Source organism: Nitrosospira multiformis, from assembly GCF_003050865.1.
Taxonomy (GTDB): Bacteria; Pseudomonadota; Gammaproteobacteria; order Burkholderiales; family Nitrosomonadaceae; genus Nitrosospira; species Nitrosospira multiformis_E.
The window spans coordinates 1-26,865 of record NZ_QAOK01000029.1; the positions used below are offsets into that span (position 1 = coordinate 1).

Sequence of the window (26,865 nt, forward strand, 5' to 3'; positions counted from 1 at the left end):
AATCCGCGGCTCATCTTCGATGATCTGCTCCGGCAGCCCTTCCGCATTGGCCCTGAATATCGTACGCAACGACTCATGCCGTCTGCTCAGCGCCGCAAAGCTCCAGCGCAGCGCTTCAATATCCAGCCTGCCCGTCAGCCGCAACCCCCCGCTCAAATGATAAGCCGTGCTCAACGGTTCCAATTGCCATAAAAACCAGTGACGCTGCTGAGCGTATGAGAGCGGCACTCCCGCGGAAGTGTTGCGGCGGGGGATATTCGATTGAAGTGCTGGAGCATGAGCTCCGGCCAACCGCTGCGCCAGCCTCTCCCGTTGCTCAGGGGTCAGGCGCGCGCGTCTTTGAGCTAGACTGCTGCTATGCATGATGGTGCGGATAAAGATGAGGAAACATCGGGAGATGGAATGGCTTCACCCCACAAGGGGCGGTAAATCATGAACACTCGATCTCGTCCAGCAATTTCGTTTCTACCAACTCGGCGAGACCTGCAACGGTGGGAGACCGAAAAAAATCTGCAGGACGCATATCGATTCCGAAAACCGCCCGCACTCTCGAAAGCAGTTGAATACCCAGCAATGAATCCCCCCCCAACTCAAACAGATTGTCATGAATACCGACGGCGTCCATTCCAAGCAGGCTCTCCCAGATCTCTGCAATGCTCTTCTCCAGATCGCTCTCTGGAGCGACAAAGGCCGTGTCCAGGACAGGTCGCGGATAGTGCTGCTGGCCTCCCTGCTCATGCTGCCCGTTCTCCGCCAGCGCGAAAGGCTCCCCGACGAGAGCTACCAGATCCTCCTGCGTCTGATTGAGGCGGGCGTGCAAGTCAAGAGTGGAGACAATCACCTGGGGCCTGACCATGTTATTGACGATGTGCTCGAAAGCCTCAGCGCCTTCCCTGGGTGAAATCCCCATCCCCTCGGGCATTGCCATATTGGCCGCCATCCCCACGTCCCGCCAGCTATCCCAGTTAACGGATATGACGGGAAATGTGGAACCGCTATAGGCGGAACGGGTAGCCCCGCGGGCGACCGCATCGAGGTAGGCATTGGCGGCACAATAATCGACCTTGCTGAGGCCACCCGCAATGGCTGCCAACGATGAGCACAGCAGCATGAAATCCAGGGAGGCATCCTTGAATACAGCCTGCAATGCCTGTGTTCCCTGTACCTTGGGGGCAAACACTTTCGCCACCCTCTCCCCGGTTTTCACCGAAATGAGATCGGTACCAACCTCTCCCGCGGAATGAATCACACCGTGAATAGCACCGAAGTGCTCATAGGCCTGCGTCACTGCCGCCTTCAACTCCGCCTGGATCGCAACGTCGGCCTGCAATACCAGCACTTCTGCGCCCAGCGCCTCCAGATGCATGACCTTCTCGATCTTGCTGCGCAGGAGGTCTGCTTTTTCCGCTGCTGAAATGACATTGGACCACTGCTCGCGGGCTGGAAGCGGGGAGCGTCCCATCAGCACCAGCTTTGCACGATAGTTGCGCGCCAGATGCTCAGCCAGCGTCAGGCCGATGCCGCCGAGGCCACCGGTAATCAGATAGACGCCGCCATTTCGAAGGCGAAGGTGCGCTTTCTCCGGCTTCCGGCATTGGATGGGTTCGAAAGTCTGAATCCAGCGGTGTGGTCCCCGGTAGGCGACCATTGAGGAAACCAGCTCAGCCTGAGACTCGGCCACTATCTGATGCACAAGCCGGCTTTTTGCAGTATCGTCGTCTGCCGGCAATTCGACATCAACCAGCCGGCAGCTCAGATACGCGTATTCCTGGGGAATGACCTTGCAGGGCCCAAGCAACAGCGCTTTTTCCGGACGAAGAGATTCGCTGCCGGTGACATCCTCGAACTGGTCGGTGATGACCGTAATCTCGACCTTCGCCTCGCTCGGGATTACCTGTTTGGCACTCTCCAGCGCTTGAGCGAGATAAAACAGACTGAAGAAATTCCTGGCCTCGATTTCCACTTGATTTTCGACCTGGCTTTCCCCGTAGATGCGTCTGCCGCCATTCCCGGTTAGGCTCCACAAGTGAAAGATATGTCCGAGGGTCCTGCCATCCTCGCCGATGTTGCGCAGCAGAAGATCGTAATCCTGCCGTTCGCCCGGACGGACAATATAATGGTCCTTGTCCTGACGGTGAAAGGTCGAGCCTGCGGAGACGACGACCGGCTTTATTCCCAGCGTAAGCAAATGTCCTGTCAGAGCCATCCCGAAGGGATGATCATCCTCGAAGAGGATGAATGATCTTCCCTGGTCCAGGAGGACACTCTCTTGTTCAATGCTGTCCGAGCGCCGCCACGAAGGGGTGTAAAACCATTCATCGAGCGGTCGAGCTACCGGCCCGGCATTATCCGTCACCTGCTGGCGTGCCCTTGGCTCAAGGCCAGCCATGAGCCGGGGCCTGTCTCCTTCCCCCACTGCCTTTGCAGTCTTCGCGGTCTTCTCCGTCTTCAGGCTACCGGGCTTGATCCAGTATGACTGGCGCTCGAATGGGTAAGTCGGCAAGGAGACGCGACGGCGGCGTTCGTCAGCGTAAAAACTCTCCCAATCGATATCGACCCCGGCAAGCCACAATCTCCCCAGGCAAAGATAAAAATGTGCTTGAGTCTGGTTCGCTCTGCCAGGATGAGGCAAGGATGAAAGGATGACGTGCTCCGGTTTTGCTTCGGAATGACGCCGCGCAAGGGTGGTCAATGTTTCGCCCGGTCCCACCTCCAGCAGGATGCGATCAGGATTGCCCAACAGCTCGCGCAGTCCATCATCGAAGCGTACCGTCCCGCGCACGTGCCGCCTCCAATACCCGGGATCGGTAGCTTCCTGCGGCGTAACCCAGTCGCCGCTGAGATTGGAAAGAAAGGGAATCTGCGGCGGGTGCAATTCCATGGCCGAAACCAGTTCCATGAAAGCCGGCAACATCGGCTCGACCAGTGCGGAGTGAAATGCATGGGAGACATGAAGACGTCGCGCCCCGATACCTTTATTACGCAGATCGGTTTCCAACGCTTCAATGGCGGCAACCGGCCCTGAAAGGACGCACAATTCAGGCCCGTTGACAGCGGCGAGATCGCAGCTTTCCGACAGGTAAGGCATTATTTCCGCCTCGGGCAACATGACCGCGAGCATGGCGCCCGTCTCCGTCTGCTGGAGCAAGCGTCCGCGCAAGGCAACCAGGCGCAGCGCGTCTTTGAGCGAAAATACGCCCGCAAGACATGCCGCGACGTATTCACCCACACTGTGACCGATCATTGCTGCCGGTTGGATGCCCCAGGACATCCATAGCTGTGCAAGAGCATATTCAACGGCAAAGAGTGCGGGCTGGGTAACTTCCGTCTGTTCGAGGCGCGCGGACAACTCCTTCTTCCGCGCCTCATCCCCACCCTCAAGGCTAGGGTCAAGGTTGGGGTATAAGGCGACGCGCAGGTCGAAATTCAGATGGGGTTGCAGCAATTCGACGCAGCGATCGAATTCCCGCCGAAAAACCGCCTCTCCGTGGTAAAGCTCCCGCGCCATATCGATATGCTGAGCACCCTGACCGGGGAAAAGAAAGACTATGGGACGATTTTCCGACGCCACTTGTCCGGTAACAAAGCGGTCCGCAGGCTTCCTTTCCAAAACGTCGAGCGCCTCATCCCTGTCATGGCACAGCACTACTGCACGGCAGGCAAAACTTTTTCTTCCCGTTTGAAGGGTATAAACGGCATCGGCAAGGGGTAAACCGGGATGTGCGCACAGATGCTCCTGCAACACGGCAATCATCGCCCCGAGCGCCGTGCGCGTGCGCGCCGAGAGGGTGAGCAACTGACAGGCGCGTGAGGAACTCACGGGCTCCACGGGCGGAGCTTCCTCGAGCACCACGTGCACATTGGTCCCCCCGATGCCGAAGGAACTCACTCCGGCGCGCCGTGGGGTCGATTCATTCGACCAATGCCTGCTCTCGGTGTTGACGTAAAAAGGGCTCGAGGAAAAAGCGATTTGTGGATTGGGCTGCTCGAAATTCAGACTGGGCGGAAGGGTTCGATGCTTCATTGCCAGGACGGTTTTGATCAGACCGGCGATGCCTGCTGCGGCATCCAGGTGACCTACATTCGTCTTGACCGATCCGATGGCGCAGAATCCGCGCCTGTCCGTGCTTTCGCGGAAGGCTTGCGTGAGCGCCGCGATCTCGATCGGATCGCCGATCGTTGTTCCCGTGCCATGCGTCTCCACGTAGCTGATCGTGTCGGCATCCACGCCGGCGATGGCCTGAGCAGCCAGAATCACTTCCGCCTGGCCTTCCACGCTCGGTGCAGTGTAGCCCACCTTGGCCGAACCATCGTTGTTGATTGCGGACCCTTTGATTACGGCATGAATCGTATCGCCATCGGCAAGTGCATCCGACAGCCGCTTGAGCACGACGATCCCCACCCCGCTCCCGATCACCGTGCCCGCCGCCTTTGTATCAAACGCGCGGCAGTGGCCATCCGGCGACAGAATCGCTCCAGGCTGGTACCGATAACCGCCCTCGTGCAACAGATTGACCCAGACACCCCCAGCCATTGCCATGTCCGCCTCGTGATTGAGCAGGCCCCGGCAGGCGACATGCACGGCCGCGAGTGAAGTGGAACAGGCTGTCTGCACGGTAATCCCCGGTCCGCGCAGATTGAGCTTGTAGGAGACGGTCGTCGTCATGGAATCCTTGTTGTTTCCATTCATCAACCCTTGCAGCGAAGAAATGTCGTGCATATCCGAAAATCGACCGCTGGAAAACAGATTCAGCAGCAGGTAGGTGTTAACCCCGCAGCCGGCATAAACCCCGACCGGGACGCTGCAGTTCGATGCGTCATAGCCGGCATCTTCCAGCGCCTGCCAGGCCACCTCCAGGAACAGCCGGTGCTGCGGGTCCGTTTCCGCTGCCTCGCGCGGGGTATAACCAAAGAAAGAGGCATCGAAAAGATCGACGCCAGGCAGTTCGGCGCCCGCCTTGATGTAGTGCGGATCTTCCAGAGTCTTGCGCGAAATCCCTCGCGCCAGGAGTTCCTCGTCGGTAAAGAAAGTAACGGACTCGACTCCATCCTGCAGATTGCGCCAGAAAGTATCCACGTTATCCGCGCCTGGAAACCGGCCCGCCATACCGATAATTGCGATATCGATATCGTCTCTCTCCGAAAACTCTTCCGTATGATCCATTAATGCGTCCTCCCTGCTCTCAGCCTGCGTTGTATGAACGTCGCTCTCTGCCGCTGCGCCCGTTCCTGATGGCGCTGCAAGGGCAGGCGCTCCTTATCCGCCTGCCTGTCCTCCTGGCCGAGGAATTTAGCCAGACTTGCGACGGTGGTATATCTGAAAAGGTCGATGATGGCGATGCGTGTTTTCAACTGCTCTTCCAGTTTGCATTGCACCTTGATGAGCAGCAGCGAATGCCCGCCCAGATCGAAAAAATTGTTGTGCAGCCCCACTCGGGGTAGCTCCAGGACTTCCGCCCAGATTTCCGAAATCATCGTTTCCACGGCATTGACAGGCGCCTGATAGGCTGCCTCATCGATCTGCTCCGCCAGGGGCAGGGGCAACGCTTGACGATCGACCTTGCCATTGGGGTTGAGCGGCAGACTATCGAGCAGCACAAACGAACCAGGCAGCATGTAATCCGGAAGCACGGCAGCAAGCGCAGTCTTGAGCATGGATGCATTGAGTGTTACGCCATGATGCGAGGCGACGTAGGCGATGAGGCGCATTCCATTGCGGCTTTCCTTTGCCACTACCGCCGCCTCGCGAACTCCGGGCTGGGCCAGCAATTGTCCCTCGATTTCGCCCAATTCAACTCGAAAACCGCGAAGCTTGATCTGATGATCGAGCCGACCCAGGTATTCGAGTTGACCACCATTATCCTCATTGCGCCAACGCACGCGATCCCCCGTGCGGTAAAGGCGGCTCCCATCCGGTGCGAAAGGATCGGCAACGAACCGGTCTGCGGTGAGACCGGGACGATTAAGGTATCCGCGGGCAAGTCCTGTCCCACCGATATAGAGTTCTCCGGCACAGCCGGGAGGCACGACATTCAAGTCCTCATCGAGCACGTACAATTTGCGATCTCCAACGGCACGGCCAATGGGCGCGAATTCGTGGAGGATACCGGCCTCAGCAGTTTCAGACGCATGGGCTACCCAGGCAGCCGGGGTAATGATCGTTTCGGTGGGCCCGTAGGCATTGACCAGTCGGGCTTGCGGGAGAGCGGCCTGCGTGGCGGCCAGGTCGGCTGCAAACCATGCTTCGCCGCCTGCTATGCAAGTGCGTACCGACGTGGCACCCCCCTGCATCAAGGGAAGCAGCATCCGCAGATAAGCGGGCGGCAAGTGCAGCGTGGTTATGCTGTGCTTTCCGATCCGATCGACGAAACCGTCGCCAGCAAGATCGCGTGTCGATGAAAGGACAAGCGTCGCACCTTCGCACAGGGGTGTGATCCACTGTTCCGCAGCCGCATCGAAATTCATCGAGAAAAACATGAGTTCGCGATCACCAGGACGTACGTCGTAGATTTCCCTGATCGCTGCCAGATGCATCGCCAGGGGACCATGGCTTACTCCTACTCCTTTCGGTCTGCCGGTCGATCCGGATGTGTAGATGACATAAGCGAGATTATCGGGATGTAACGTAATCTCCGGGTTGGTCTCTGCTACCCCCTTCACGCCGGCGCCATCCAGTTCCAGCACCGAAAGCTTTTCCGAATCGGGGATACGATTCCTGAGAGGAGAGTGGGTCAATAGCAACCGGATGCCGCTATCCTCAACCAGATAGTCGAGGCGTTCGCGCGGATAGTCGGGATCGAGCGGTACATATGCTCCTCCTGCCTTGAGAATGCCCAGCAGGCCGACGATCATCTCGATGGAACGTTCTACCGTAATGCCGACCTTTACTTCCGCTTTGACTCCCAAAGCGATTAAATGGTGTGCGAGCCGGTTTGAGCGACGGTTCAGTTCCTGGTAGGTTATTTCGGTATCGTTGAAAATCAGGGCGCAGACGTTTGGATGTTCTTCCGCCTGGCGCTCTATGCGCCGATGCACAGGTTCATGGGCAGCATGATGGACAGCTTTATGGGCGACTGGATGAGCAGATTGATCGAACAAGGCGCTACCTGAAAGGTGCGCTACAGCATTCGCCCCCCATGCTCCCCATGCTCCGAGCTGCGCCATATCGCTCTCGCTCAACAGGGGCACATCCCCGATGGGTATTTCCGGCTGCCCAACCATTGCCCGCAACAGAACCACATACTGGCGTCCCAGGCGCTCGATCGTGCGGGTATCGAAGAGCTCCGATGCATAGATGAAGCTTGCACGCACGTTTCCATCGGGTGACTCGATCGTTTCCAGCGTCAGCTCGAACTGTGCAGCCTGCTCGCCCAACGGATAGTCAACAATCTTCAGCCCCTTGATTTGATCGAGCTTGCGCCGGTCGCTCACCAGATGATTAAGGGTCACCTGGAACAGCGGCGTCCGGCTCAGGCTTCTCTCCGGCTGCAATGCTTCAACCAATTGCTCGAAGGGCAAATCCTGATGTGCCTGGGCGTCGATTGCCGCCTCTCTGACCTGCGCGAGCAGGGTTGACAAAGCCATGCGGCCGTCGACTTTCCCGCGCAGTACCTGGGTATTCACGAAAAAACCGACGATGCCCCTGGTTTCAATCCGGTTGCGATTGGCGACCGGCACGCCGACACGAATATCCCTTTGTCCCGTGAGGCGGTAGAGCAAAGCTTGAAAACCCGCCATCAGCGCCATGAAAAGAGTCGCGCTGTGGTTATCAGGGCGTTGGGCAAGGCTTCGCAGCCTGCTCAGCACATCCGGCGTCAGGTCGAAAGAATGACGTGCCGCCTGATAATTTGCCACAGGTCGCCGCGGATGGTCGGCCGGCAATTCCAACACCGGATGTTCAGTGCCCAGGCAACCACGCCAGTAGATCAATTGCCTGTCTTTCTCGCCTGCTTCCAGCCAACTGCGCTGCCACCCGGCATAGTCCGCGTAGCGGATGGGTAAAGGGTCGAACTGCGGCAATTGCCCCTGAGCATCAGCCAGATACCCGACGGCGAGTTCGTCAAGCAATACCTGCATCGAAGCACCATCGGAGATGATGTGATGCATGGTCATCACCAGGATATGCTCATCCTGCGTCAGCCGGATCAGGACTACTCGCAGCAATGGGCCCTGTGTCAGATCGAAGGGGGCGGAAATGATCTGGTCGGCCTCCTCTTTCGCACGCGCTTCACGCGCAAGGGCAGGAGTGTCGCCCAGATCGATGTGTGGGATATGCAACCGCACTGCCAGTTGGATCACCTGCTCCACGGAACCCTCCGCTCCTGTCCGGAAAACGGTACGCAAGGATTCGTGACGCGCGACCAGCCCATCAAGGCTGGTCTGCAACGCCTGCGCGTCCAGGGGACCCGACAATCGCAACGCCTGCTTGATGTGATATGCGGTGGATGGCCGGTCCAGTTGCCAAAGGAACCAGAGACGCTGTTGACCAAAGGAGAGCGGTGCCACATCGGCTGCTCCAATCCTCTTTGCGGTGGAAAGAATGCTGATGCTGGCAGTGCGTCTGGGAGTGCCAACAGACAGTACGCGCTTGATTTCCTCTGCGCACTCGCACAACTTTGGATTCTCGAACAGACTGCGGAGCGTGAAATCGATCTGCCAATGCTCAGCAATACGCGCCACAGCCTGAACTGCCGAGAGTGAACTTCCGCCGCTGGCAAAAAAATGATCCTCGCGCCCCAGCGCACGGCGATTCAATACCGTTTCCCAGATGCCCGCGAGCGAAATTTCGACGTCATCCGTCAACGTGGGTACGGGCCGCCCGCTGCCACCCAGCACGAAATTGCCAAACTCATAGATGGCATACGCGTCAAGGGTGCGTTCGCGCCAGCCTTGGCGACAGGCGGTGCGCTGCAATTTTCCGCTGGAAGTTTTGGGCAATCCTCCCGGATTCAGTAGTACCACCACCGAAAGTGGCTCGTGGCAGCTTCCGCTCACGGCCTCACTCAACGCCTGCACCAAAGTTTCAACGGCGATAAGCTTCTGCATGCCGCGGGATATCTCCACGGCCATGCCGATTCCTTCCCCGTTTTCGGTTTCTACCGAAAACGCGGCCACCCTTCCCTTCCGGGCGGCCTCCACCTCATCCTCGACCATTTGCTCGAGGTCCTGCGGGTAGACGTTCTGCCCCCTTATGATGATGAGATCCTTGCGCCTTCCTGCAATGTATAACTGTCCATCATGTATGAAGCCAAGGTCTCCGGTGCGCAGCCACCGTCCCCCCTCGTGGGAAACAAAAGTTTCGGCTGTCTCCTCTGGTTTTCGCCAGTAGCCGCAGGCCAGGCTGGCACCATCTGTCCAGATCTCCCCGATCGTACCATCGGGCAACTGGACACCTGTTTCCGGGTCTACAACCCTCACCGTATGACCGGAAGCCGGCACACCGCAAGCTACCAGAGAGGTTCCCGGCTCTGCCACTCCGGCTCTGCCTTGCGCAAGCATCTGGGTAGAGAAGCAATGTGCCTCCATGCCGTCTCCACGCGTCCCGCCGGTGACAAAAAGCGTTGCTTCGGCCAGGCCGTAACAGGGATAAATTGTGCCAGGTGGAAATCCTGCCGGTGCGAAGCGTTCGATAAATGCTTTCATCGTTTCCCGGCGTACCGGTTCGGCACCCGAAAAGGCGACACGCCAGCTCGACAAGTCGAGCTCTTGTAGCTGAGCATCGCTTACCCGGTCCGCACAGAGTTGAAACGCAAAATTGGGCGCACCACTCACCGTCGCACGGTAGTGCGAAATGGCTTTCAACCATCGTACCGGTCGTTCGATAAAAAACCGGGGTGTCATCAGCACGACAGGAATGCCCCGATGGATGGGTTGCAGCAAGCCGCCGATCAGTCCCATATCGTGATACAGCGGCAACCAGCTCACGAATATGTCGTTTGCATTGATCGACATACCCTCCTCGAACACCCTCGTATTTGTCATCAGGCTGCCGTGGCTCACCATTACCCCTTTAGGCGTGGATGTAGACCCCGAGGTATATTGCAAAAACGCGATATCTCCCTCTTTGGGAAAATATTCACGCCATGCGAAGGCGTTATCGCATTTCACCGTGTCCACAGTCAGCACGGTCGCATAAGAAGAAAACTGTTCCACCGCGGTACGAGCAATCAAGGGCATGATTTCGCTCGTGGTCAATATGCAGCGTGCCTCAGCATCGGCTGCAATGGCGAGCAGGCGTGCCAGATGCCGTTCTCGCACCATCTCCGGCGGGAAAACGGGCACAGCGATGAGTCCTGCATAAAGACAGGCAAAGAAGCCGATTACGTAATGCTCATCATTTTCCATGAGCAACAGGGCGCGCTCGCCTGCCGAAAAACGGTCCTGCAAAATGGCTGCGAGTGCACGAACATGTTGATCCAGTGTTGTGTAGTCGAACGCTTTTTCCACGGCTCTCTCGCCTTCTTGGCCCATTACCGTCAAGGCGAGGTCTGTGGGACGTGCCAACGCGAGACTACGGAGATGCGTCACCAGGTTTTGCGGGTAAACGCGGTGAAAAATTGACCTTGGCGTCATAGTGAAACCTTTCAATGGACTGACTTTGAAACCTTTTCAGGAGTGATCTATCTGGCGAATGGACTGATCGCAAACCTGCGGATATGCAGCCCGACCTTGGCAGGGATCCAGTCTTGACAGGGGAAGCCGGGATGTCTGTCTCGACACTTCACGGCTTTTCCCCTGAGTTGAAGCCCGGTCATGAGTCTGGAATGCCAGGGCCGCTGCATAGCCATCGGTACCGGGGGGGGGGGGGAAATCATGCGCGCTCTCGTAAGCCTCATCATCCCGGGGCACCGACAGCCCAACATCAAACTCGAGCAACCACACTTCGATGCCACCCGGAATGCGCTCGGGCAGCGATAAGCGCCTTAGGGGATACCTTAAGGAATACATAAGGACATATCACCAGGTTCTCGATGCGCTTCCTGACATGCTTCCGGATGGTGCAGCGCCATCCGCTGGACGAGCACGTGAAGAAAAGCCTCTTCGTGCTGCCGGAGAAAAAAATGTCCCCCTTCAAACAGGTCCAGCGAGAAATCTTCTGTGGTTTCGGATCGCCACGCTTCCAGCTTCGACTCATGAATTTCATCGTCACGGCCCCCAAAAACATGGATCGGCAACGGCAAAGGCAAGGATTGTGCGTAGCGGAAGCTTGCACAGATGCGGTAGTCAGCGTGCAGCAGGCTGAGCGTCATAGACAATAACTCGGGACTCTCGAACACTTCTTCCGGCGTCCCCTTCTGCTTGTGCAGATCGGCGATGAGCGACGCGTCGGTATTCTTGTCCGCATAGCGCCGCCAGTCCTGCCGGGAGGGTGCGGCACAGGCTGACACAAACAGGGCAAGAGGCAAGGCTTTTTCTCTCTTGCGCAGGGAATGGACAATTCCGAAAGCGAGCAGTGCCCCCATGCTGTGTCCGAAGAATGCGTATCGCCGAGGCGGATACGCCTCGATCTCATCCGTAAGGCGTTCGACCAGTAAAGGGAAGCTTCTCTCGAATGTTTCATCCAGGCGACCTCCCCGGCCCGGCAACTCGATCGGCTCCACTTGCACCCAGGAAGGCAGCCTGCGCCGCCAGCGCAAATACATTACTGAGCTCGCGCCCGCGCAAGGCAGTGCGAAAAGCGTCAGAGGTGCAGACATCACCTGGCTTCAACTGAACATTGTTCGTCCATGAAGCGCCTCAGGCTGAGGGGACGCATATCCGTCCACACTTTCTCTACATGTTCGAGGCAGGTTTTCTTGTCTCCCAGCACCCCGATGTCATGCCATCCTCCCGGAATGGCTTTCCACTCCGGCCAGATGGAGTACTGCTCTTCATGATTGACCAGCACGCGAAACGTCCCGTCTTCGCGGTCGAAGCAACTTGTCATGTTTGTTCTTCCCCTTATGTCTGTAAACAGATGGCGTTCCAGATTCCCTGGACGAATTCCAATGATTGGAAATGCGTCTTAATCTTATTTGGAATCTTGTTCAGCTAGACGAATAAGGATTCGAAGAATTTAGGAAAATGACTGATAGCCTGCAGGGTTTTTGATCAAAGCCAGTTGAACTGAAATCTGATACCCATCGGCAGTGCGGGCAATTCAGTTGGGGTCACCTAGTCAAGGAGGCGATCACTAGCAGAACGTTTCGGGTGGTCGTAACGATGAGACTGTGCCAGGCGGCAGCAGCAGAGCCGGGCTTCCTACGCCTTACGCTCATTCCTTTGAAAATTATGCATCGTTTGTCGACGCATTTGGCGGCTGTAGACTTTTCCTGGCGGACCAGGGTTGGCGCAGGTATAGCCATAACACATGGCTGGGGGCTGGTTGTGAATCCAGGCGCAAGGATTGGTAATAACGTAACCCTTTTTCATGGGGTCACCCTTGGGCGTGATCGCATTTCCCCTGACGGAAATCGTCAAACTGAATATCCCGTCATTGAGGACGAAGTCTGGATCGGACCCCACGCGATCATCGTCGGAGGAGTAACCATAGGTCGCGGAAGCAGAATCGCAGGAGGCACATTTGTTACAGAGAGCGTCCCTCCTTATTCAATTGTATCGGGAAATCCCTCTACGATTGTTAAAACGAACTGTACGCCGGATGTAATGAATCCCGCTCCCCTCTGATAAGACGCATGAATCATTCAGAGATATTGCATATTGGTACCCGTTTTATCTCTTCGTCATCAATCCTCGGCAGGCGGTTCAAAGGGTGGAACAAGACCGGTGATGAGCCAGAGACGGGAGGCCTCGTCGTAGGCCTTTCTATGTGCCGGATTCATGTTCAACCAACCGATCAGCTCTTCCCATTCAGCGGGGCTGAGTGACTCGTGCTCACGTATTACCCACTCGACTGCTGTATGCCACACCTGATCCGAATCCTGGTCCTCTGAATTCGCCACGGTTTCACCTTGATGTTCCCCCGATGAATCTTCGAATTCATCGATTTTCCACAGTTTTAAACTTACCCGAAACAAGTATAGCGGATACCGCTGTGCAAGTGCTTCCAGGCGGTGGGAGTGATCAAGCTGGCAGTGATCAAGTGGGGGACTAGGTGGATTGGAGAGCAGCGCGGCAATGGTCTATTGCCTCGTGGATCAGGATATTCACCAGGGATGTCGAGATAGCCAGTTCGGCAGCGATGGCGCGATGCGTCTGCCCTTCCAGACGATGGAGTTCAAAAGCGCGCCTCGTCCGCTCCGGAAGTTCCGATATTGCTTTTGCAACCAGTTTCAGATGCTCGCGGCTGATGACTGTGGCTTCGGGCATTCCGATGTGGGATGGCACATGCAACCCGCCGTCTTCGCCCTCGAAAAGATTCAATTCGAATGAAATGCGCCGATGATGATCGATGGCAAGATTGCGAACCATCTGGAACAGGTATGCCACAGGCTGCTTGACATGGAATACTGCCGCTGCTTCCGATACTTTGAGATATGCATCCTGCACCACGTCCTCCGCCCGCTCGGGATTACCGAGAATCTTGAGCGCCGCCCAGCGCAACTGGGACCGATGAGCCATGAAAACTTCGCTCAGTTCAATCTGCTCTTCGACAATCATCACCGCATCTCCACAGAAAGCATATAATAATAACAATAACGAGAACTATTCTTATTATCATATAGCAATTTCTATTTTACAATATGGATTAACTTCCGGTTCCGAAGGATATAGCGAATATCCTCACTTCTCGGATCGGCTTGAACCGAAATGCCCAGGATATTTGCGATAATAATTGTTTCGATTTCCCTTGCCGGAATTGGCGGTTGCAAAACATCTCCACTGAGAAATCCTGGAGATGCAGGCGCAGCACTCCCAGCCAGATGGGCGGCGGATAAAGGGACTCCACAGCCGACCCCGGAAAACTGGGTAGAAGCTTTTGGTGATCCTAATCTGAGTGCCCTGGTTAACAGCGCCCTGGCAGATAATTATCAACTGAAGGCTGTGGCGGCGCGGGTAAAAGCTGCGGTGGCCCAGGCGCGCATAGACGGTGCAAGCCGATGGCCACAACTGCTCTTTGCCCCAGATTACCAGTATACGCAAATCCGCGAGGCGGGATTCGGTTCGGCTCGATTCAGTGTGTTTGAAACATTGTTCAGCCTGAGCTGGGAGCTGGATGTGTGGGGACGGATAAGCGACTTCCAGCAGGCAGCAATAAGAGAGGCGAATGCGACCGCAGCCGATTTTCAAGGCGCGCGCCTGTCTCTGGCCGCCCGGGTGGCGCAGGGTTATTTTGAGCTTGCCGAAGCCAGGCTCCAAGCAGCAGTGGGAGAGCGGTCAGTAAAGGACCGAAGCGTTATTGTCGACCTGGTACGTGGACGCTTTGCCCGCGGTTTGACGAAAGCGCTCGACGTGCGCCTGGCCCTCACCGACCTTGCCAATGCGGAGGCTGAGCTTACCCAGGCGCACAACCAGGTTCAGATCATTGCACGCCGACTGCAAGTGCTGCTGGGGCGCTATCCGGAAGCTGTGCTGACGGCGACTGCGGAACTGCCTGAACTTCCACCCGATATGCCAGCGGGGTTGCCCTCGGAATTGCTGGAAAGACGTCCGGATCTCGTCGCTGCCTATGATCGTTTGCTGGCTGCCGACTCACGTCTGCAAAGCACGAGAAAATTACTGCTGCCGCGTGTTGCCCTGACTGCAGCCGGAGGAATGCGCAGCCAGGCACTGACCGAATTGGTGGATCCCAGGGCTCTCGCATGGAACGTGCTCATCGGCCTGGCGCAACCGGTATTCACGGGGGGACGCATCCGGGGCCAGATCGAACTTGACAAGGCGCAGACCGAGCAGGCCCTTAATCTGTACAAGGACACGGCACTCAATGCTTTCCGGGAAGTAGAGCAGGCGCTGGCAGCCGACGAATGGCTACGGAAGGAAGAAAAAGCCTTGAGGAATGCAGTTGAGCAAACCGAAGCCAGCCGAAAACTGGCGGTCTATTCCTATCAACATGGGTATATCGAAATTCTTACACTGCTGGACAGCTACCGCAGCACCCTCACTGCCCAGAGTGCCCATCTTTCCGTCAGGCGCCAGCTTCTGAGCAATCGAATCACTCTTTACCTGGCATTAGGAGGCAGCATTTGCGAAGCGTGCTGAAACAAGGGGCAAGCAAGAGCATGTTCAAAATCATCATCCCTGTTCTTGTTGTGCTGGCAGGCATCAGTATTTCGTGGGCGATTGCCGTTCACCGGCCGTCACTGAAATCCGAATTGCCGGATAGCGGAATACCAGTGGTAGGGGTAATCGAGGCAACTCCACAAATGATCAAACTGAATATTCGCTCCCAGGGTGTGGTCGTACCCCGTACCGAGATTGACCTCGTCCCCGAAGTAGCGGGCCAGATCGTCCGGCTCCATCCCAGCCTGGCCGCCGGGGGTTTTTTTGAGGCAGGCGATATCCTGATGATGATCGATACGCGCGACTATGATCACGCGATCGCCGAGGCACACGCGCGCATCGCCGAGGCGGAGCGCCAGGTTGCGATGGAAGAGGCGCAGGCGGAACAAGCGCGCCAGGAATGGCAGGTTCTGGGGGAAGGAATGCCCTCGCCTTTGACCATGCGCGAGCCGCAACTGGCGGAGGCACGCGCAAAATTGAAGGCCGCGCAGGCCGACATGGTAAAAGCCCGCCTGCAGCGAAGCCGCTGCGAGTGGCGCTCGCCATTTGCAGGACGTGTGCGCAACATGCATATCGGTCTTGGTCAGTACGTTCAACCTGGAGAAAAACTGGCCCGCCTTTATGCGACCGATGTTGCTCAGATACGTCTGCCTTTGGCGACCGACCAATTCGCATACCTCGATCTCCTGCTCGATCACAGGGACAACAAGGCAGAAAGGGGGCCCAGGGTCATCTTGAGTGGAGAGTTTGCCGGTGTTACTCACCGGTGGGAGGGGCACGTTATCCGGACGGAGGGTGCGCTGGATGAGGAAACTGGACTCCTCCACGCCGTTGCCGAGGTGCAGAATCCTTATAAGGCCAAGCCAGGCCAGCCTCCGCTCATACCCGGCTTGTTTGTAAAAGCCGAGATCGAAGGGCGGGAGCAGGCCGATGTCTTTGTATTGCCGCCCGGTGCCGTCAATGCTTCCCAGGAGGTGCTACTCGTCGACGCGGAAAACCGCCTGCATATTCGTCGTGTAGAAATATTGCGTCGTGAACCCGATCGCATTCTTGCCAAAAGCGGGTTGAAGGCAGGGGAAAGGCTGGTCATTTCGAGAATCGAAGTTCCGGTGGAAGGAATGAAGGTAAGCGCCGAGATTGTAGCTCCGGGGCCGAAGCTCAAAAAGACCGGTCTGGGGACGACAACGCAGGGCAACGCGCGATGAGCGAAGCTTTTATGCGTGACTGTTCTGCATTCCATCCGCTATGCCCCCATCTTGGCCAAGGGAGAATCCATTCGTGAGTTTTTTTGAATGAAGAGTACCTTTCCTCCTTCCCTTCCCTCCTCGGGGCCGATTGCGTGGTTCGCGGCCAATCCGATCGCTGCCAACCTCCTCATGTTGCTCATTCTGCTTGGGGGTACGGGCAGTCTGCTGTTGATGGACAAGGAAGTGTTTCCCCGTTTCATGCCACATCAGATCGAGATCAAGGCCACCTATCCCGGAGCAGGTCCTCTGGAGATCGAAGAGTCTGTTTGCGTGCGCATCGAAGAGGCGGTCTACAACTTGCCCGGCATTAAAAGGTTGAATTCGGAAATTGTCGAGGGGGAATGCACGATCAAGCTGACCGCTCTGCCCACCTACGACAGGGATCAGGTGATGAATGCGGCGCGTGGAAGAGTGCAAGCGATTCAGCGTCTGCCGAAAGGCCTGGAGAAGATTGACGTGCAGCCGGCAAACCGCATCGGAGATGATGGCGTTATCTGGGTGGCGTTATATGGCCCTACCGATCCGCTTACCCTCAGGCGTCTGGGCGACGGCATTCATGCCGAACTCTCCCGCATACCGGGGGTAACGCGGGCGCACAATTATTACGAGCTGCCGTACGAGATTGCTATAGAGGTATCCACGGAGAAACTGCGCCAGTATGGCGTCTCGCTCAAGGAGGTGACGGAAACCATTCGACGCGCTTCGGTGGACCTGCCCGGAGGTGTAATGAAGAATCCGGCAGGGGAGCTGCTGCTCAGGGTCAAGGGCAAGGCCCAGGATGATGTATCGGTTGGAAATCTGGTGGTGAGCACCCGGCCGGACGGAAGCCGTGTGCTGCTTCGCGATGTAGCGGTCATCAAGGATGGCCTGGAAGAGCGGTTGTCGGAGTGGCACCACAATGGGGAAACCGCTCAAGGCTGGGAAATTCATGCCGAAAAAGATTCAGTAGCTGTGGCGCACCGTGTCAAGGCTTACGTAGCGGAAAAAAAAGCGGAGCTTCCCCAGGGAGTGGGCCTGATCACCTGGTGGGACGATTCGCAGGCTTACGAAGAGCGCATTGGCACCCTGCTCGAGGACGGGCTCACGGGATTCGCACTGGTCTGCCTCATCCTGACGATGTTCCTTCAGTTCAAAGTGGCCGTGTGGGCCGGAGCGGGAATTCTGACGTCGATATTCGGCGCGTTCTGGCTGATGCCAGCTCTGGATATTTCCCTCAACATGCTGTCGCTGTTCGGTTTCCTGCTAGCGATGGGAATTCTCGTGGATGATGCAATTATCATAGGAGAAGCCATCTATGCCCGCCAGGAAGAGGCGAAAGCAGGAGCCGCTGCCGCGACGGGAGAAGGGAACGGCTCATCGACTGCGGAATTCCGCTGGGTGCAAAGAAACCTGCAAGCAGCAATCCTCGGCGCGCGCGAAGTCGCGCTGCCGGTTACTCTCGCCGTCATGATCGCGCTTGTCGCGTTTCTGCCCGGTTTATTCCTGCCCGGGTGGGCAGGCCAGATGATGAAACCCATCTGCCTGGTAATGGTTCTCACGCTGGTATTTTCGCTGGTTGAAGCGCTGCTGATCCTGCCCTCTCATCTGGCGACACCCTCCAGGAGCACATGGGCCTATCCCCCGTTGCTGCAGCTGCGCGCTGCGCTCAATCAAGGATTGCAGCAGTTCGTCCGCCGTGTTTACGAACCATTGCTACAGAAAGCGCTTGCCTGGCGTTATCTCACGATCGCCATTTTCGTTGTCCTGCTGATGCTGGCTGTGGCACTGGTGGCCGGTGGCCATGTGCGGATGGCCTTGCAGGCAGACGTGACAAAAGAGAGCTTCTGGGTCTACCTGAAATTGCCCGAAGACGCACCCTATAGCGAAACGCGGAGAATAGCGGAAAAAGTAGAACAGGCGCTGCTGCAATTGCGGGAGGAACTGGATAGAGAGGCAGCAGACAGTGACCCGAATATCGGCGGGAGCGTCGTCGTCGGCATGGAAACGATCATCGCGGAGCACAGCGCGGGTTTCTGGACCGAACTCTCTCCCACCGGACGCCAGCACATCGTGGTAGAGGATTTCATCCGGGAATGGCGCAAGCGTATCGGTGACATCGGCCGGGCCAAGATCGATTTCCTGTATAAGGAGGGGGATCTCCCCTACGATATCGAATTCGATCTAGGCCACCCCGATCCGGAAACCCTGACGGCAGCCGTGGCGGTATTCAAACAGAAACTGGCGGATTACATCGGGGTATACGATGTGGTGGATTCCGCCGAGGCCGGCAAACCCGAAGTCCGCCTGCGTCTCAAACCCGAGGCGGAACGGCTGGGCATCCGGCTGGAAGATATTGCCGAGCAAATGCGCCACGCCTACTATGGCGACGAAGTGCATCGGCTCCAAAGAGGGCGCAATGAGGTCAGGGTCATCGTGCGCCTGCCGCGTAGCGAGAGGCAGTCACTCGACGATCTGCAGAACCTTCCAGTTCGTTTGCCCAGTGGAGCCCAGGCCCCCCTCGGAGTCCTTGCGAAAATCGAATTGATGCCCGGCCAGGCAAAACTGCTTCGTCAGGACCGGCAGCGCATCCTCAAGGTACAAGCCCAGACCGACCCCAAACTTGCTGATGTGAATCAGATTTATGCCGGTTTTGCAGCGCATGAAATACCTGAAATAAAACGTCAGTTTCCAGGGTTGGATATCGACATTGGCGAAGAGCGCCAGGAACAGGAACAGACAATCCAGAAACTGGTGCTTTTTACCGGAGCTGCCCTAGCCGTTATCTATGCCCTGATTGCCATCCCCTTTCGTTCGTATACCAAGCCGCTGATCTTTCTTCTAGCGGCTCCGGTGGCCTGGAGCGGCGCGGTGTGGGCGCACTGGCTGATCGGTCTTCCGCTATCCATGGAGTCGCTGGTGGGCATGATTGCGGCGAGCGGGGTGGTAATAAACGATAGCCTGGTACTGCTGGATTACGTACAAAAACGGGGAGACAGCGGCCGACCCGTATCTGCGCTTATACTCGAGGCATGCAGCGCCCGCTTCAGGCCAATTCTGCTCGCATTTCTCACCAACTTTGTCGGGTTTCTTCCCATCCTGCTCGAAAGGAGCGAACAGGCACAGTTTCTGGTCCCCATGACGCTCTCCCTGACCGTAGGCCTGCTGGTGGGTATGGCCGCGAGCCTCATACTGACACCCGTGTGCTATGCTGTCACCGAGCCTTCCTGCAGGCAACCGGTTCTGGCGGAAATGGCTCACTGAGGGTTCGAAACTTCGCTGTTTATAAGGATGGTGGCAGCGGTTTATAATAAAAACCGTGCTCCAATCCTCCATGATAGCCGCACAGATTTGAGATTTGTTTCTGGCCTTCTGGCCTTCTGGTCTTCTAACCTTTAACTACCTCTTCAAACTGCCCTGGATTTGATTTTTTTGGTATCGGGAATAGGTACCCGGTATTGAAAACCGGAATACGGGCAACTGCACATTCAATGTAAAGCGTCAAATATGGAATCCGTTTTGAAGCAGTCGCGGCGAATCGTCGTCAAGGTCGGCAGCAGTCTGGTAACGAACCAGGGACAGGGCCTTGACCATGTGGCGCTCGCGCACTGGGCTGGGCAAATCGTTAAACTCAAGAAGATCGGCAAGGAAGTGGTGCTCGTTTCTTCCGGGGCCATAGCGGAGGGGATGCAGCGCCTGAAATGGAAAAAGCGCCCGCACGCGGTCCACGAATTGCAGGCGGCGGCAGCGGTAGGACAGATGGGCCTGGTGCAAGCTTATGAAACCTGCTTCCGCAAGCACGAATTGCACTCAGCCCAGGTTTTGCTCACCCACGAAGACTTGTCCGACCGCAAGCGCTATCTGAACGCGCGCTCCACGCTGGCCACGCTGTTGAATCTGAACGTCATTCCAATCATCAATGAAAATGATACGGTAGCGACCGATGAAATCCGCTTCGGCGATAACGATACGCTAGGCGCACTGGTAACCAACCTGATCGAAGCGGATGTGCTGGTAATTCTGACTGATCAGCAAGGGTTATTCACGGCCGATCCGCGAAAAGATGCCCAGGCGAAACTGGTGGAGCAGGCGAAAGCCGGAGATCCGGACATCGAACGGATGGCGGGGGGCGCAGGCAGCGAAATAGGACGGGGCGGCATGTTGACCAAAGTGCTGGCGGCCAAACGCGCAGCGAGAAGCGGCGCGCACACGGTGATCGCGTCGGGACGCGAAGCGGATGTCCTGATTCGTCTCGCCCGAGGGGAAGCGATCGGCACCCAGTTGCTGGCAGAAACCATGATGCTCGCCGCTCGCAAGCAGTGGCTGGCGGACCATCTGCAAATCCGGGGAAATGTCACGCTGGACGAAGGAGCGGTGGAAGCGCTGGCCGTTGGCGGCAAAAGCCTTCTGCCGGTCGGCGTGATCGATGTGCGTGGCAACTTCGAGCGTGGTGAGGTCGTAGGCTGCCTTGATCCGCAAGGAAGGGAAATCGCCCGCGGGCTGGTCAATTACAGTGCTACGGAAACCCGGCGTATTCTCCGTCGGGCAAGCGACGAAATCGAAAACCTTCTCGGCTATATAGGTGAACCGGAGCTCATCCACAGGGATAACCTGGTTCTGCTTTAACACCTCTATGCAATACTCATTATCGCGGGAGAAAACCTGATGAAACCAATGACCAGAATTGACGATAATTTCTCCACCAGCCCCCAGATCGATGCCGAAGATCTGATCGATATCAAGGCCGCGGGTTTTAAAAGTGTGATTTGCAACCGTCCGGATAGCGAGGACGGAGGCCATCATCCAAACCACGATTTTCTCGCATCCGAAGCCAGCAAGCTGGGACTTGAATTTGCCTACCTGCCGATTGTGCCAGGACAAATCAATGACAGTCACGTTGAGCAGTTCAAGACACTCATGAAAGAACTGCCTGGTCCTACCCTTGGCTACTGCCGTCTCGGGCTTCGCTCCAAAGCACTTTACGAGCGCTCGCGATAAATATTCTTAAAATAGGCCGATCCGGGAGTTCGCGTTCATGGCGGTCAGTCCAGCCTCCGCCTAACCGTCACTTTGTTTCGCCTTCCTTGGGGAGAAGGAGAGCACTCATCCTCTCAGCTAATACCTTACCGCTCGCGGATGGATGCCGGCTTTCAACGCCTGGATCGCTTCATCCGCATCCTTCACTGTCTGAAGTCCGAGAGGACAGAAAAAATACCGGTAAAGCGCGCGCTGAGGATAGTTCTGGACGATACCTTCGAGATCGACCCATTTCGACAATCCTGCCCGTGCCCAGGTTTTATCGTTGCGCCCATAGGCATAGGTTCTTTTCTCTTCGGTCTGGCAGCGTATTCCCTCGTAGCTCACATTCATTGCACCCGTGGGAGACTTGATGACGAGGGTGTAACGCACGACACCATCTTCTCCCACTGTAATAGACGCACCGTCGACGTAATGCGTATTCGAACTTGCGGGGCCTGCATCGAATTGCAGCAGATTTTCCTGTTCGGGATAAGGAGGCAATTCCGCCTGCAGCTCAACCCACGGCCGTTCATGATCGAACTCATATTCGAATTTTTGTTGCTGGGCCGAAGCTGAAATCGATACACTCGAAAGCAGCAACCAGAATATGAGCAGGTAAGTTCTCATCACCCCACGAGATCCGGGGTCAGATCATCCATCAAAGCATTCCGCACTGCCGCATCCACTTCCTGCCCCGGCACTTTATAGGCAGGATGATCGACGCCCATGCTCAAAGAGGCGCCTTCACGCAACGCCTTTATCATTTCCAGCTCCAGCTCGAATCGCAGAAAATGGACGGAAGCGGTCTTTTTTTCATTCTCCCGATCCAGGTCTTCATCCGCAATGGCATAGACCGGAGCGAAGCCGTTCACTTTTACCCACACCTTGTCCTCTATGCCTATCAATTCGGCCAATCTGGCTACGCGTTCGACAGGATCCGGGTACTCGATCATCATGGTTGCCTTCCAGTTGGTCCCATCCGGCACCAGCGGATTGTAGGCTTCCAGTTCATCCTGGATGCCAGCTTCCTCAAAAATCTTTTCTACCCGCAGCATTTCCTGGATCTGATACCGCATCGTCAGCTCATCCTCGAAAATGAGTGTCACGTTCGTGCCGAGATGTACCTTGCGGCTACGTTTGTGCGCCATTACGCGTGCACGGAATTCCTGCCGTGACTTTGCGTAATCTTCCAGGGTCATCAGGCTGCTGCGTGTGATCTGAGGCATAATTATTATTTGATCATGATAATGAATAGAGGCAACACCAGCTGAACATCGGCAGTCGTTCAGGCCAGCCCGTAAGCAATGCGAACGAGGGTCAAGGGATGCACCTTATGCGCGCTTGTCTCGCCCATCCCCTGCTCGATATGGCGACCAGCGATGGCGCAATCGGAACTGATATAGTCAGGACCATGCTGGGCCATCTGCCTGAACACAGGCCTGCCGATTTTCATTGAGTCGGCAAAGTATTCGCTTTTTACGCCCCAGGTGCCGTCGTGCCCGGAGCAGCGCTCCACCACGGTCACCTTCGTGTCCGGCACCATCTGCAACAGATCTTTCGTCTTCTGCCCGATATTCTGCACGCGCAAATGGCAGGGGATATGGTACGAAACCTTGCCTAGAGATTTCTTGAAATCTGTTTTCAACAGGCCATCACGGTTTCGCATCGCCAGATATTCGAAGGGATCGAGCATGGCTTTGGCTACCGCCTTCACATCCTCGTCGTCCGGGAACATGAGCGGCAATTCCTGTTTGTACATGAGCGTGCAGGACGGCACCGCGGTGAGTATTGCATAACCTTCCCTGGCCAGTTTCGCCAGCGGGGGAATATTTTTGTCCTTGAGTTCTTTCACCGCGTGCAAGTCGCCCAGTTCCAGCTTCGGCATTCCACAACAGGCTTCTTTCTCCACGAGGCGCACTGGAATCTCGTTATGGTCCAGTATCTTCAATAAGTCGTGCCCTATTCCAGGCTCGTTATAGTTGATATAACAGGTGGAATAAATCGCCACTTTCCCCGGGGTCCGCTCGCCATTGCGCACTTCGTGGTCCGCGTTCGGCTGGGCAGTTGCGCGAAATCTGTGACTGTCGTACTCCGGCAATCTGCGCTCGGCGTGAATGCCAAGCATGCTGTCCATCAGTTTGCGGGTAGTGGGTGCCTTGTTGATCGCATTGACTGCCTGGACCACGACGGGAATACTGGCAAGCTTGCCCACTGCATCGGTGCTGGACAACAGCTTGTCACGGAAACGCACGTCGCCTTTTTTGTGCTTGACCGCCTTGGCGCGCAGCATCAGGTGCGGAAAATCGACATTCCAGGGATGAGGAGGCACATACGGACATTTCGTCATGGAGCACATATCGCAGAGATAGCAACGATCCACTACCTCCCAATATCTGGATTTCTCCACTGCGTCCAGTTCGCCGGTCGGTCCCTCATCTATGAGATCGAATAAGCGCGGGAACGCGGTGCACAGATTCACGCAGCGGCGGCAGCCGTGGCATATATCGAAGACACGTTCCATCTCGGCGAACAGCTTCGGCTCATCATAATATTCCGGGTTTTCCCAATCGATGGGAAGGCGCTTTGGCGCCTCCAGGCTGCCTTCGCGAGTGGTCATGCGTGAAAATGAATGGGGAAATAAAACAGATGGAAATTCAGCTGAAAATTCCGGAACAATAACAATACAAGCGGAAGGAACGGGATGCAGGATCCGATCCCTTCCGCTTGTTGTCTATAGCCGCTTATCGGGTCGCTTATCGGGCGGGCCGCCTGTCGGGCCACTTGTGAATCGTTAGTCGCCGAGATTGTCCAGAGCCTTCTGGAAGCGGTTGGCGTGAGAGCGTTCGGCCTTGCCCAGTGTCTCAAACCATTCGGCGATTTCATCGAAACCTTCATCACGTGCAGTTTTAGTCATTCCGGGATACATATCCGTATATTCATGTGTCTCCCCGGCAATAGCGGTTTCAAGGTTGGCGCGGGTCGAACCGAACGGCAAGCCGGTGGCGGGATCGCCGCTCGCCTCCAGGTATTCCAGGTGGCCGAGCGCATGTCCGGTTTCGCCTTCAGCAGTGGAGCGGAAAACCACTGCAACATCGTTTTGCCCTTCCACATCCGCTTTGTTTGCGAAGTAGAGATAACGCCGGTTCGCCTGCGATTCCCCGGCAAAAGCCGCTTTCAAATTTTCCTCGGTTTTGGTTCCTTTGAGTTCCATCATTCCCCTCCTGTAATCAAATTGCCATAAATAAAATAAAGCTTTCCGCCGATGCGGCCAAATATGCGATTCGAATGAACCGGGACCAACCGGGACTATAACCGGGACTATATGCATCAGCTCGCTAACCCTATGAGACTATCGAAGGCCACTTGAGTTGTCAACCGCCTATATGCGTTCCTTATATTCCGCCTTTCTGCCGATGCGAACCGGACTGGAAATTCAGGTAAGCAGGTTTTGCGGCTTGCCCGCAACCCAGGCTTCGATATTGTCGACCAGCTGATCGGCAAGAAAACGCATGGCCTCGGTAGAGGCCCAGGCGATGTGAGGTGTCAGGATAAAGTTGGGACGATGCAAGCCAAGCAGGGGATTGCCGTTTCTTGGGGGTTCCGTGGTCAGCACATCGAAACCGGCGCCGGCGATAGTGCCATCGTCCAGGGCCTGTACCAGCGCTGCCTCATCCACCAATCCTCCCCGGGCGGTGTTGATGAGCAATGCGCTGCGCTTCATCTTGCGCAATTCGTCCATGCCAATCAGGTTTCGGGTAGCGGGCGTCAGCGGGCAATGCAGTGAGAGGATGTCGGATTCCGCAAGCACCTGATCGAACGGGGTGAGAACCACGTCCTTCTTCCTCCGCGATTCATGATGGGCAAAAAGCACCCGCATGCCGAATCCCTGTGCAATGGCGGCAGTGCCGCGCCCAATCGTGCCCTCCCCGACAATCCCGATGGTGGCACCAAACAACTCGCTGATCTCATGAGTAAACAGGCAGAACTGCTCCGATTTCTGCCACCTTCCCTGCTCGATCTCCTGCCGGTAAGCAAAAAGATTTCTGCGTAGCGCGAGCACCAGGGCGAATACATGCTCAGGTACGGTATGAATTGCATAATTGCGGATATTCGCCACGGCAATGCCGTGTCTGCGGCAAGCGCCGATATCGACAGCGTCATATCCGGTAGCCGCAATGGCGACCATTTTCAGCTTTGGCAATTGCGCCAGGGTTTCCTCGCTCAACCCCACCTTGTTGATGATTGCTATGGTTGCGTGCTGTAAATGCGACACCACCTGGTCAGGTGTCGTTTTGGCGTATTCCTCGTACGTATGCTCGAAGTTCGGCCGGTGCACTTCCACCTTCAGGGAATCCCTTTCCAGAAAAACGACGTGATGATTCATGTTCATTTCCCTCTTGTGTGAATTTATACAGGAAACCGGAATTCCGGCGCCAGTATCGGCGGAACCGGCAGAATCGGCTTGGGAGTATTACTCCCGATTCATTCTCGCTGAAAAAAGACTGGCTGAAACGATCATTGCTCCGCCGGCCCATTCCCTCAGCGTCATGGCTTCGTCGGTCAGGAAGTAAGCCGCAACCGCCGCAACCACCAACTCGAACAGCATAATCACGATAGCCTGGTTGGCAGGGGTATGGGTAAGACCGTATTGCACGACCAGGCTCAGGGCAAATACCGTCAACCCCACCAGCAGCAGGAGCAAAAGCGTACAGGCGGAAACATCGACCGATACAGGCAGATCAGGCAGTAACAGACTGTAACCCAATGCAACCAGAGCAACTCCCACCCATACCGCAACCGATTTTAATTGAACATCATGATACTGGTCTTTTCTGCTCAGCACATTCGCCAGAGCGAACATGAAACCAGCGGATATTCCCATCCAGTCGGCATAGGAGGAAGGCAGCAGGCTGCCTTCCGGCTGCCATAACATGATTATCGCACCTCCCAAAGAAAAAACGATAACCAGGTATCCCTGCACGCTTAACACCTCGTTCAGCAGGAAGCGCGCAAATACGATGGTCCATAGCGGCGAGAGGTAAAATAACAGCATGACCCGCATGATTTCGCCATGGAGTACACCGAGAACGTAAGCGAGATTGGCCCAGCCTGCGGACAATCCTATTCCGACAAGCAGCCAGGTTTCCCTGTCAAGCATGCGTACGGTGCGCAATTTATCACGAAATACGGCCAGGCCGAGCAGCAGGGCTACAAGGTAGGTAATAACGGTTGCAGCCGGCCCGCTTACCCCGGCCTGTTCCAATAAGCGGTAGGGGTACCACAGCAAACCCCAGATCGAGGCGCCCACAAGCAGGGCAGCGATCGGGAAAGCGCTTTGCCCGCCGCTTCGTTCACCTTGGGTATATTGTTTATTTTGCTTTGTGAGCAAGAGAGTGCCCTCTTATAATCCTGCTTCGATCAATCACTCAACCTGGGGAATAGAGCTGTCTTCCCACCGCCTTAA

The 26,865-nt window shown here is 56.3% G+C and carries 20 protein-coding genes; 7 read left to right on the forward strand and 13 right to left on the reverse strand.

Going from position 1 to position 26,865, the window contains the following annotated elements:
* The 3 genes from C8R21_RS12805 to C8R21_RS12815 all read right to left on the reverse strand — a co-directional run.
* Nucleotides 1–363 (reverse strand): condensation domain-containing protein (locus C8R21_RS12805; protein ID WP_219906668.1); only part of this gene is annotated, 363 nt, incomplete at its 3' end.
* A gap of 67 nt (nt 364–430) precedes the next feature.
* A complete protein-coding gene (locus C8R21_RS12810; protein ID WP_107763058.1) occupies nt 431–5,164 on the reverse strand; it encodes a type I polyketide synthase in 4,734 nt (1,577 codons plus the stop codon).
* A complete protein-coding gene (locus C8R21_RS12815; protein WP_107763059.1) occupies nt 5,164–10,572 on the reverse strand; it encodes a non-ribosomal peptide synthetase in 5,409 nt (1,802 codons plus the stop codon). Before C8R21_RS12815 ends, C8R21_RS12810 begins: the two co-directional genes overlap by 1 nt.
* A 180-nt stretch (nt 10,573–10,752) precedes the next feature.
* Here C8R21_RS12815 and C8R21_RS15960 point away from each other — a divergent pair, with 180 nt between their 5' ends.
* Entirely contained in the window at nt 10,753–10,917 is a 165-nt protein-coding gene (locus tag C8R21_RS15960; RefSeq protein WP_181258941.1) for a hypothetical protein, read from the forward strand.
* Nucleotides 10,918–10,934: 17 nt separating this feature from the next.
* Here C8R21_RS15960 and C8R21_RS12820 read toward each other — a convergent pair whose 3' ends face one another.
* Complete coding sequence (locus C8R21_RS12820) at nt 10,935–11,696, reverse strand: thioesterase II family protein (RefSeq protein WP_107763060.1); 762 nt, start codon at nt 11,694–11,696, stop codon at nt 10,935–10,937.
* Nucleotides 11,696–11,926 carry an MbtH family protein gene (locus C8R21_RS12825; protein ID WP_107763061.1) on the reverse strand — a complete coding sequence of 77 codons (231 nt, stop codon included), beginning with the start codon at nt 11,924–11,926 and terminating at the stop codon, nt 11,696–11,698. Before C8R21_RS12825 ends, C8R21_RS12820 begins: the two co-directional genes overlap by 1 nt.
* A 344-nt stretch (nt 11,927–12,270) precedes the next feature.
* Between C8R21_RS12825 and C8R21_RS16710 the strand changes: the two genes are divergently transcribed.
* The gene (locus C8R21_RS16710; protein ID WP_219906669.1) at nt 12,271–12,666 is read left to right on the forward strand and encodes a serine O-acetyltransferase; all 396 of its coding nucleotides are present in this window, start codon (nt 12,271–12,273) and stop codon (nt 12,664–12,666) included.
* A gap of 59 nt (nt 12,667–12,725) precedes the next feature.
* Here C8R21_RS16710 and C8R21_RS12835 read toward each other — a convergent pair whose 3' ends face one another.
* On the reverse strand, nt 12,726–12,941 hold the full coding sequence (locus C8R21_RS12835) for a FecR/PupR family sigma factor regulator (RefSeq protein WP_107763083.1): 216 nt from the start codon (nt 12,939–12,941) through the stop codon (nt 12,726–12,728).
* Nucleotides 12,942–13,089: 148 nt separating this feature from the next.
* On the reverse strand, nt 13,090–13,599 hold the full coding sequence (locus C8R21_RS12840; protein WP_107763063.1) for an RNA polymerase factor sigma-70: 510 nt from the start codon (nt 13,597–13,599) through the stop codon (nt 13,090–13,092).
* A gap of 150 nt (nt 13,600–13,749) precedes the next feature.
* On the opposite strand from C8R21_RS12840, the gene C8R21_RS12845 reads away from it, so the two are divergent.
* The 5 genes from C8R21_RS12845 (at nt 13,750) to C8R21_RS12865 (ending at nt 21,380) form a co-directional block, all read left to right on the forward strand.
* Entirely contained in the window at nt 13,750–15,138 is a 1,389-nt protein-coding gene (locus tag C8R21_RS12845) for an efflux transporter outer membrane subunit (RefSeq protein WP_107763064.1), read from the forward strand.
* A 20-nt stretch (nt 15,139–15,158) separates the two neighbouring features.
* Nucleotides 15,159–16,364, forward strand: coding sequence for an efflux RND transporter periplasmic adaptor subunit (locus tag C8R21_RS12850; RefSeq protein WP_258192404.1), 1,206 nt, complete (start codon nt 15,159–15,161; stop codon nt 16,362–16,364).
* 87 nt (nt 16,365–16,451) lie between these two features.
* Nucleotides 16,452–19,646, forward strand: a complete 3,195-nt coding sequence (locus C8R21_RS12855) for an efflux RND transporter permease subunit (protein ID WP_107763066.1) — start codon at nt 16,452–16,454, stop codon at nt 19,644–19,646.
* A gap of 243 nt (nt 19,647–19,889) precedes the next feature.
* The gene (gene proB / locus C8R21_RS12860; protein ID WP_107763067.1) at nt 19,890–21,008 is read left to right on the forward strand and encodes a glutamate 5-kinase; all 1,119 of its coding nucleotides are present in this window, start codon (nt 19,890–19,892) and stop codon (nt 21,006–21,008) included.
* A 39-nt stretch (nt 21,009–21,047) separates the two neighbouring features.
* Nucleotides 21,048–21,380, forward strand: a complete 333-nt coding sequence (locus C8R21_RS12865; protein ID WP_107763068.1) for a beta-lactamase hydrolase domain-containing protein — start codon at nt 21,048–21,050, stop codon at nt 21,378–21,380.
* 117 nt (nt 21,381–21,497) lie between these two features.
* Here the strand turns inward: C8R21_RS12865 and C8R21_RS12870 are convergent, their stop codons facing one another.
* The 6 genes from C8R21_RS12870 to C8R21_RS12895 all read right to left on the reverse strand — a co-directional run bounded on the left by C8R21_RS12870 (nt 21,498) and on the right by C8R21_RS12895 (nt 26,790).
* Nucleotides 21,498–22,028 carry a CNP1-like family protein gene (locus C8R21_RS12870; RefSeq protein WP_107763069.1) on the reverse strand — a complete coding sequence of 177 codons (531 nt, stop codon included), beginning with the start codon at nt 22,026–22,028 and terminating at the stop codon, nt 21,498–21,500.
* Nucleotides 22,028–22,627: a DUF3501 family protein gene (locus C8R21_RS12875; protein WP_107763070.1), complete on the reverse strand. Its 600-nt coding sequence runs from the start codon at nt 22,625–22,627 to the stop codon at nt 22,028–22,030. The genes C8R21_RS12870 and C8R21_RS12875 overlap by 1 nt, the downstream gene beginning before the upstream one ends.
* A 59-nt stretch (nt 22,628–22,686) precedes the next feature.
* Nucleotides 22,687–24,018 carry a (Fe-S)-binding protein gene (locus C8R21_RS12880; RefSeq protein ID WP_107763071.1) on the reverse strand — a complete coding sequence of 444 codons (1,332 nt, stop codon included), beginning with the start codon at nt 24,016–24,018 and terminating at the stop codon, nt 22,687–22,689.
* Nucleotides 24,019–24,192: 174 nt separating this feature from the next.
* Nucleotides 24,193–24,612, reverse strand: coding sequence for a rubrerythrin family protein (locus C8R21_RS12885; RefSeq protein ID WP_208290978.1), 420 nt, complete (start codon nt 24,610–24,612; stop codon nt 24,193–24,195).
* A gap of 222 nt (nt 24,613–24,834) precedes the next feature.
* A complete protein-coding gene (locus C8R21_RS12890; protein ID WP_107763072.1) occupies nt 24,835–25,785 on the reverse strand; it encodes a D-2-hydroxyacid dehydrogenase in 951 nt (316 codons plus the stop codon).
* Nucleotides 25,786–25,872: 87 nt separating this feature from the next.
* On the reverse strand, nt 25,873–26,790 hold the full coding sequence (locus C8R21_RS12895; protein WP_107763073.1) for a DMT family transporter: 918 nt from the start codon (nt 26,788–26,790) through the stop codon (nt 25,873–25,875).
* Nucleotides 26,791–26,865: the final 75 nt, after the last annotated feature.

What these genes read in the sequence shown, in the direction of transcription:
- C8R21_RS12810 (WP_107763058.1), bottom strand. Translation starts at nt 5,164, where the DNA reads ATGGATCATACGGAAGAGTTTTCGGAGAGAGACGATATCGATATCGCA.
- C8R21_RS12815 (WP_107763059.1), bottom strand. Translation starts at nt 10,572, where the DNA reads ATGACGCCAAGGTCAATTTTTCACCGCGTTTACCCGCAAAACCTGGTG.
- C8R21_RS15960 (WP_181258941.1), top strand. Translation starts at nt 10,753, where the DNA reads ATGAGTCTGGAATGCCAGGGCCGCTGCATAGCCATCGGTACCGGGGGG.
- C8R21_RS12820 (WP_107763060.1), bottom strand. Translation starts at nt 11,696, where the DNA reads ATGTCTGCACCTCTGACGCTTTTCGCACTGCCTTGCGCGGGCGCGAGC.
- C8R21_RS12825 (WP_107763061.1), bottom strand. Translation starts at nt 11,926, where the DNA reads ATGACAAGTTGCTTCGACCGCGAAGACGGGACGTTTCGCGTGCTGGTC.
- C8R21_RS16710 (WP_219906669.1), top strand. Translation starts at nt 12,271, where the DNA reads ATGCATCGTTTGTCGACGCATTTGGCGGCTGTAGACTTTTCCTGGCGG.
- C8R21_RS12840 (WP_107763063.1), bottom strand. Translation starts at nt 13,599, where the DNA reads ATGATTGTCGAAGAGCAGATTGAACTGAGCGAAGTTTTCATGGCTCAT.
- C8R21_RS12845 (WP_107763064.1), top strand. Translation starts at nt 13,750, where the DNA reads ATGCCCAGGATATTTGCGATAATAATTGTTTCGATTTCCCTTGCCGGA.
- C8R21_RS12850 (WP_258192404.1), top strand. Translation starts at nt 15,159, where the DNA reads ATGTTCAAAATCATCATCCCTGTTCTTGTTGTGCTGGCAGGCATCAGT.
- C8R21_RS12855 (WP_107763066.1), top strand. Translation starts at nt 16,452, where the DNA reads ATGAAGAGTACCTTTCCTCCTTCCCTTCCCTCCTCGGGGCCGATTGCG.
- proB (WP_107763067.1), top strand. Translation starts at nt 19,890, where the DNA reads ATGGAATCCGTTTTGAAGCAGTCGCGGCGAATCGTCGTCAAGGTCGGC.
- C8R21_RS12865 (WP_107763068.1), top strand. Translation starts at nt 21,048, where the DNA reads ATGAAACCAATGACCAGAATTGACGATAATTTCTCCACCAGCCCCCAG.
- C8R21_RS12870 (WP_107763069.1), bottom strand. Translation starts at nt 22,028, where the DNA reads ATGAGAACTTACCTGCTCATATTCTGGTTGCTGCTTTCGAGTGTATCG.
- C8R21_RS12875 (WP_107763070.1), bottom strand. Translation starts at nt 22,627, where the DNA reads ATGCCTCAGATCACACGCAGCAGCCTGATGACCCTGGAAGATTACGCA.
- C8R21_RS12880 (WP_107763071.1), bottom strand. Translation starts at nt 24,018, where the DNA reads ATGACCACTCGCGAAGGCAGCCTGGAGGCGCCAAAGCGCCTTCCCATC.
- C8R21_RS12885 (WP_208290978.1), bottom strand. Translation starts at nt 24,612, where the DNA reads ATGGAACTCAAAGGAACCAAAACCGAGGAAAATTTGAAAGCGGCTTTT.
- C8R21_RS12890 (WP_107763072.1), bottom strand. Translation starts at nt 25,785, where the DNA reads ATGAATCATCACGTCGTTTTTCTGGAAAGGGATTCCCTGAAGGTGGAA.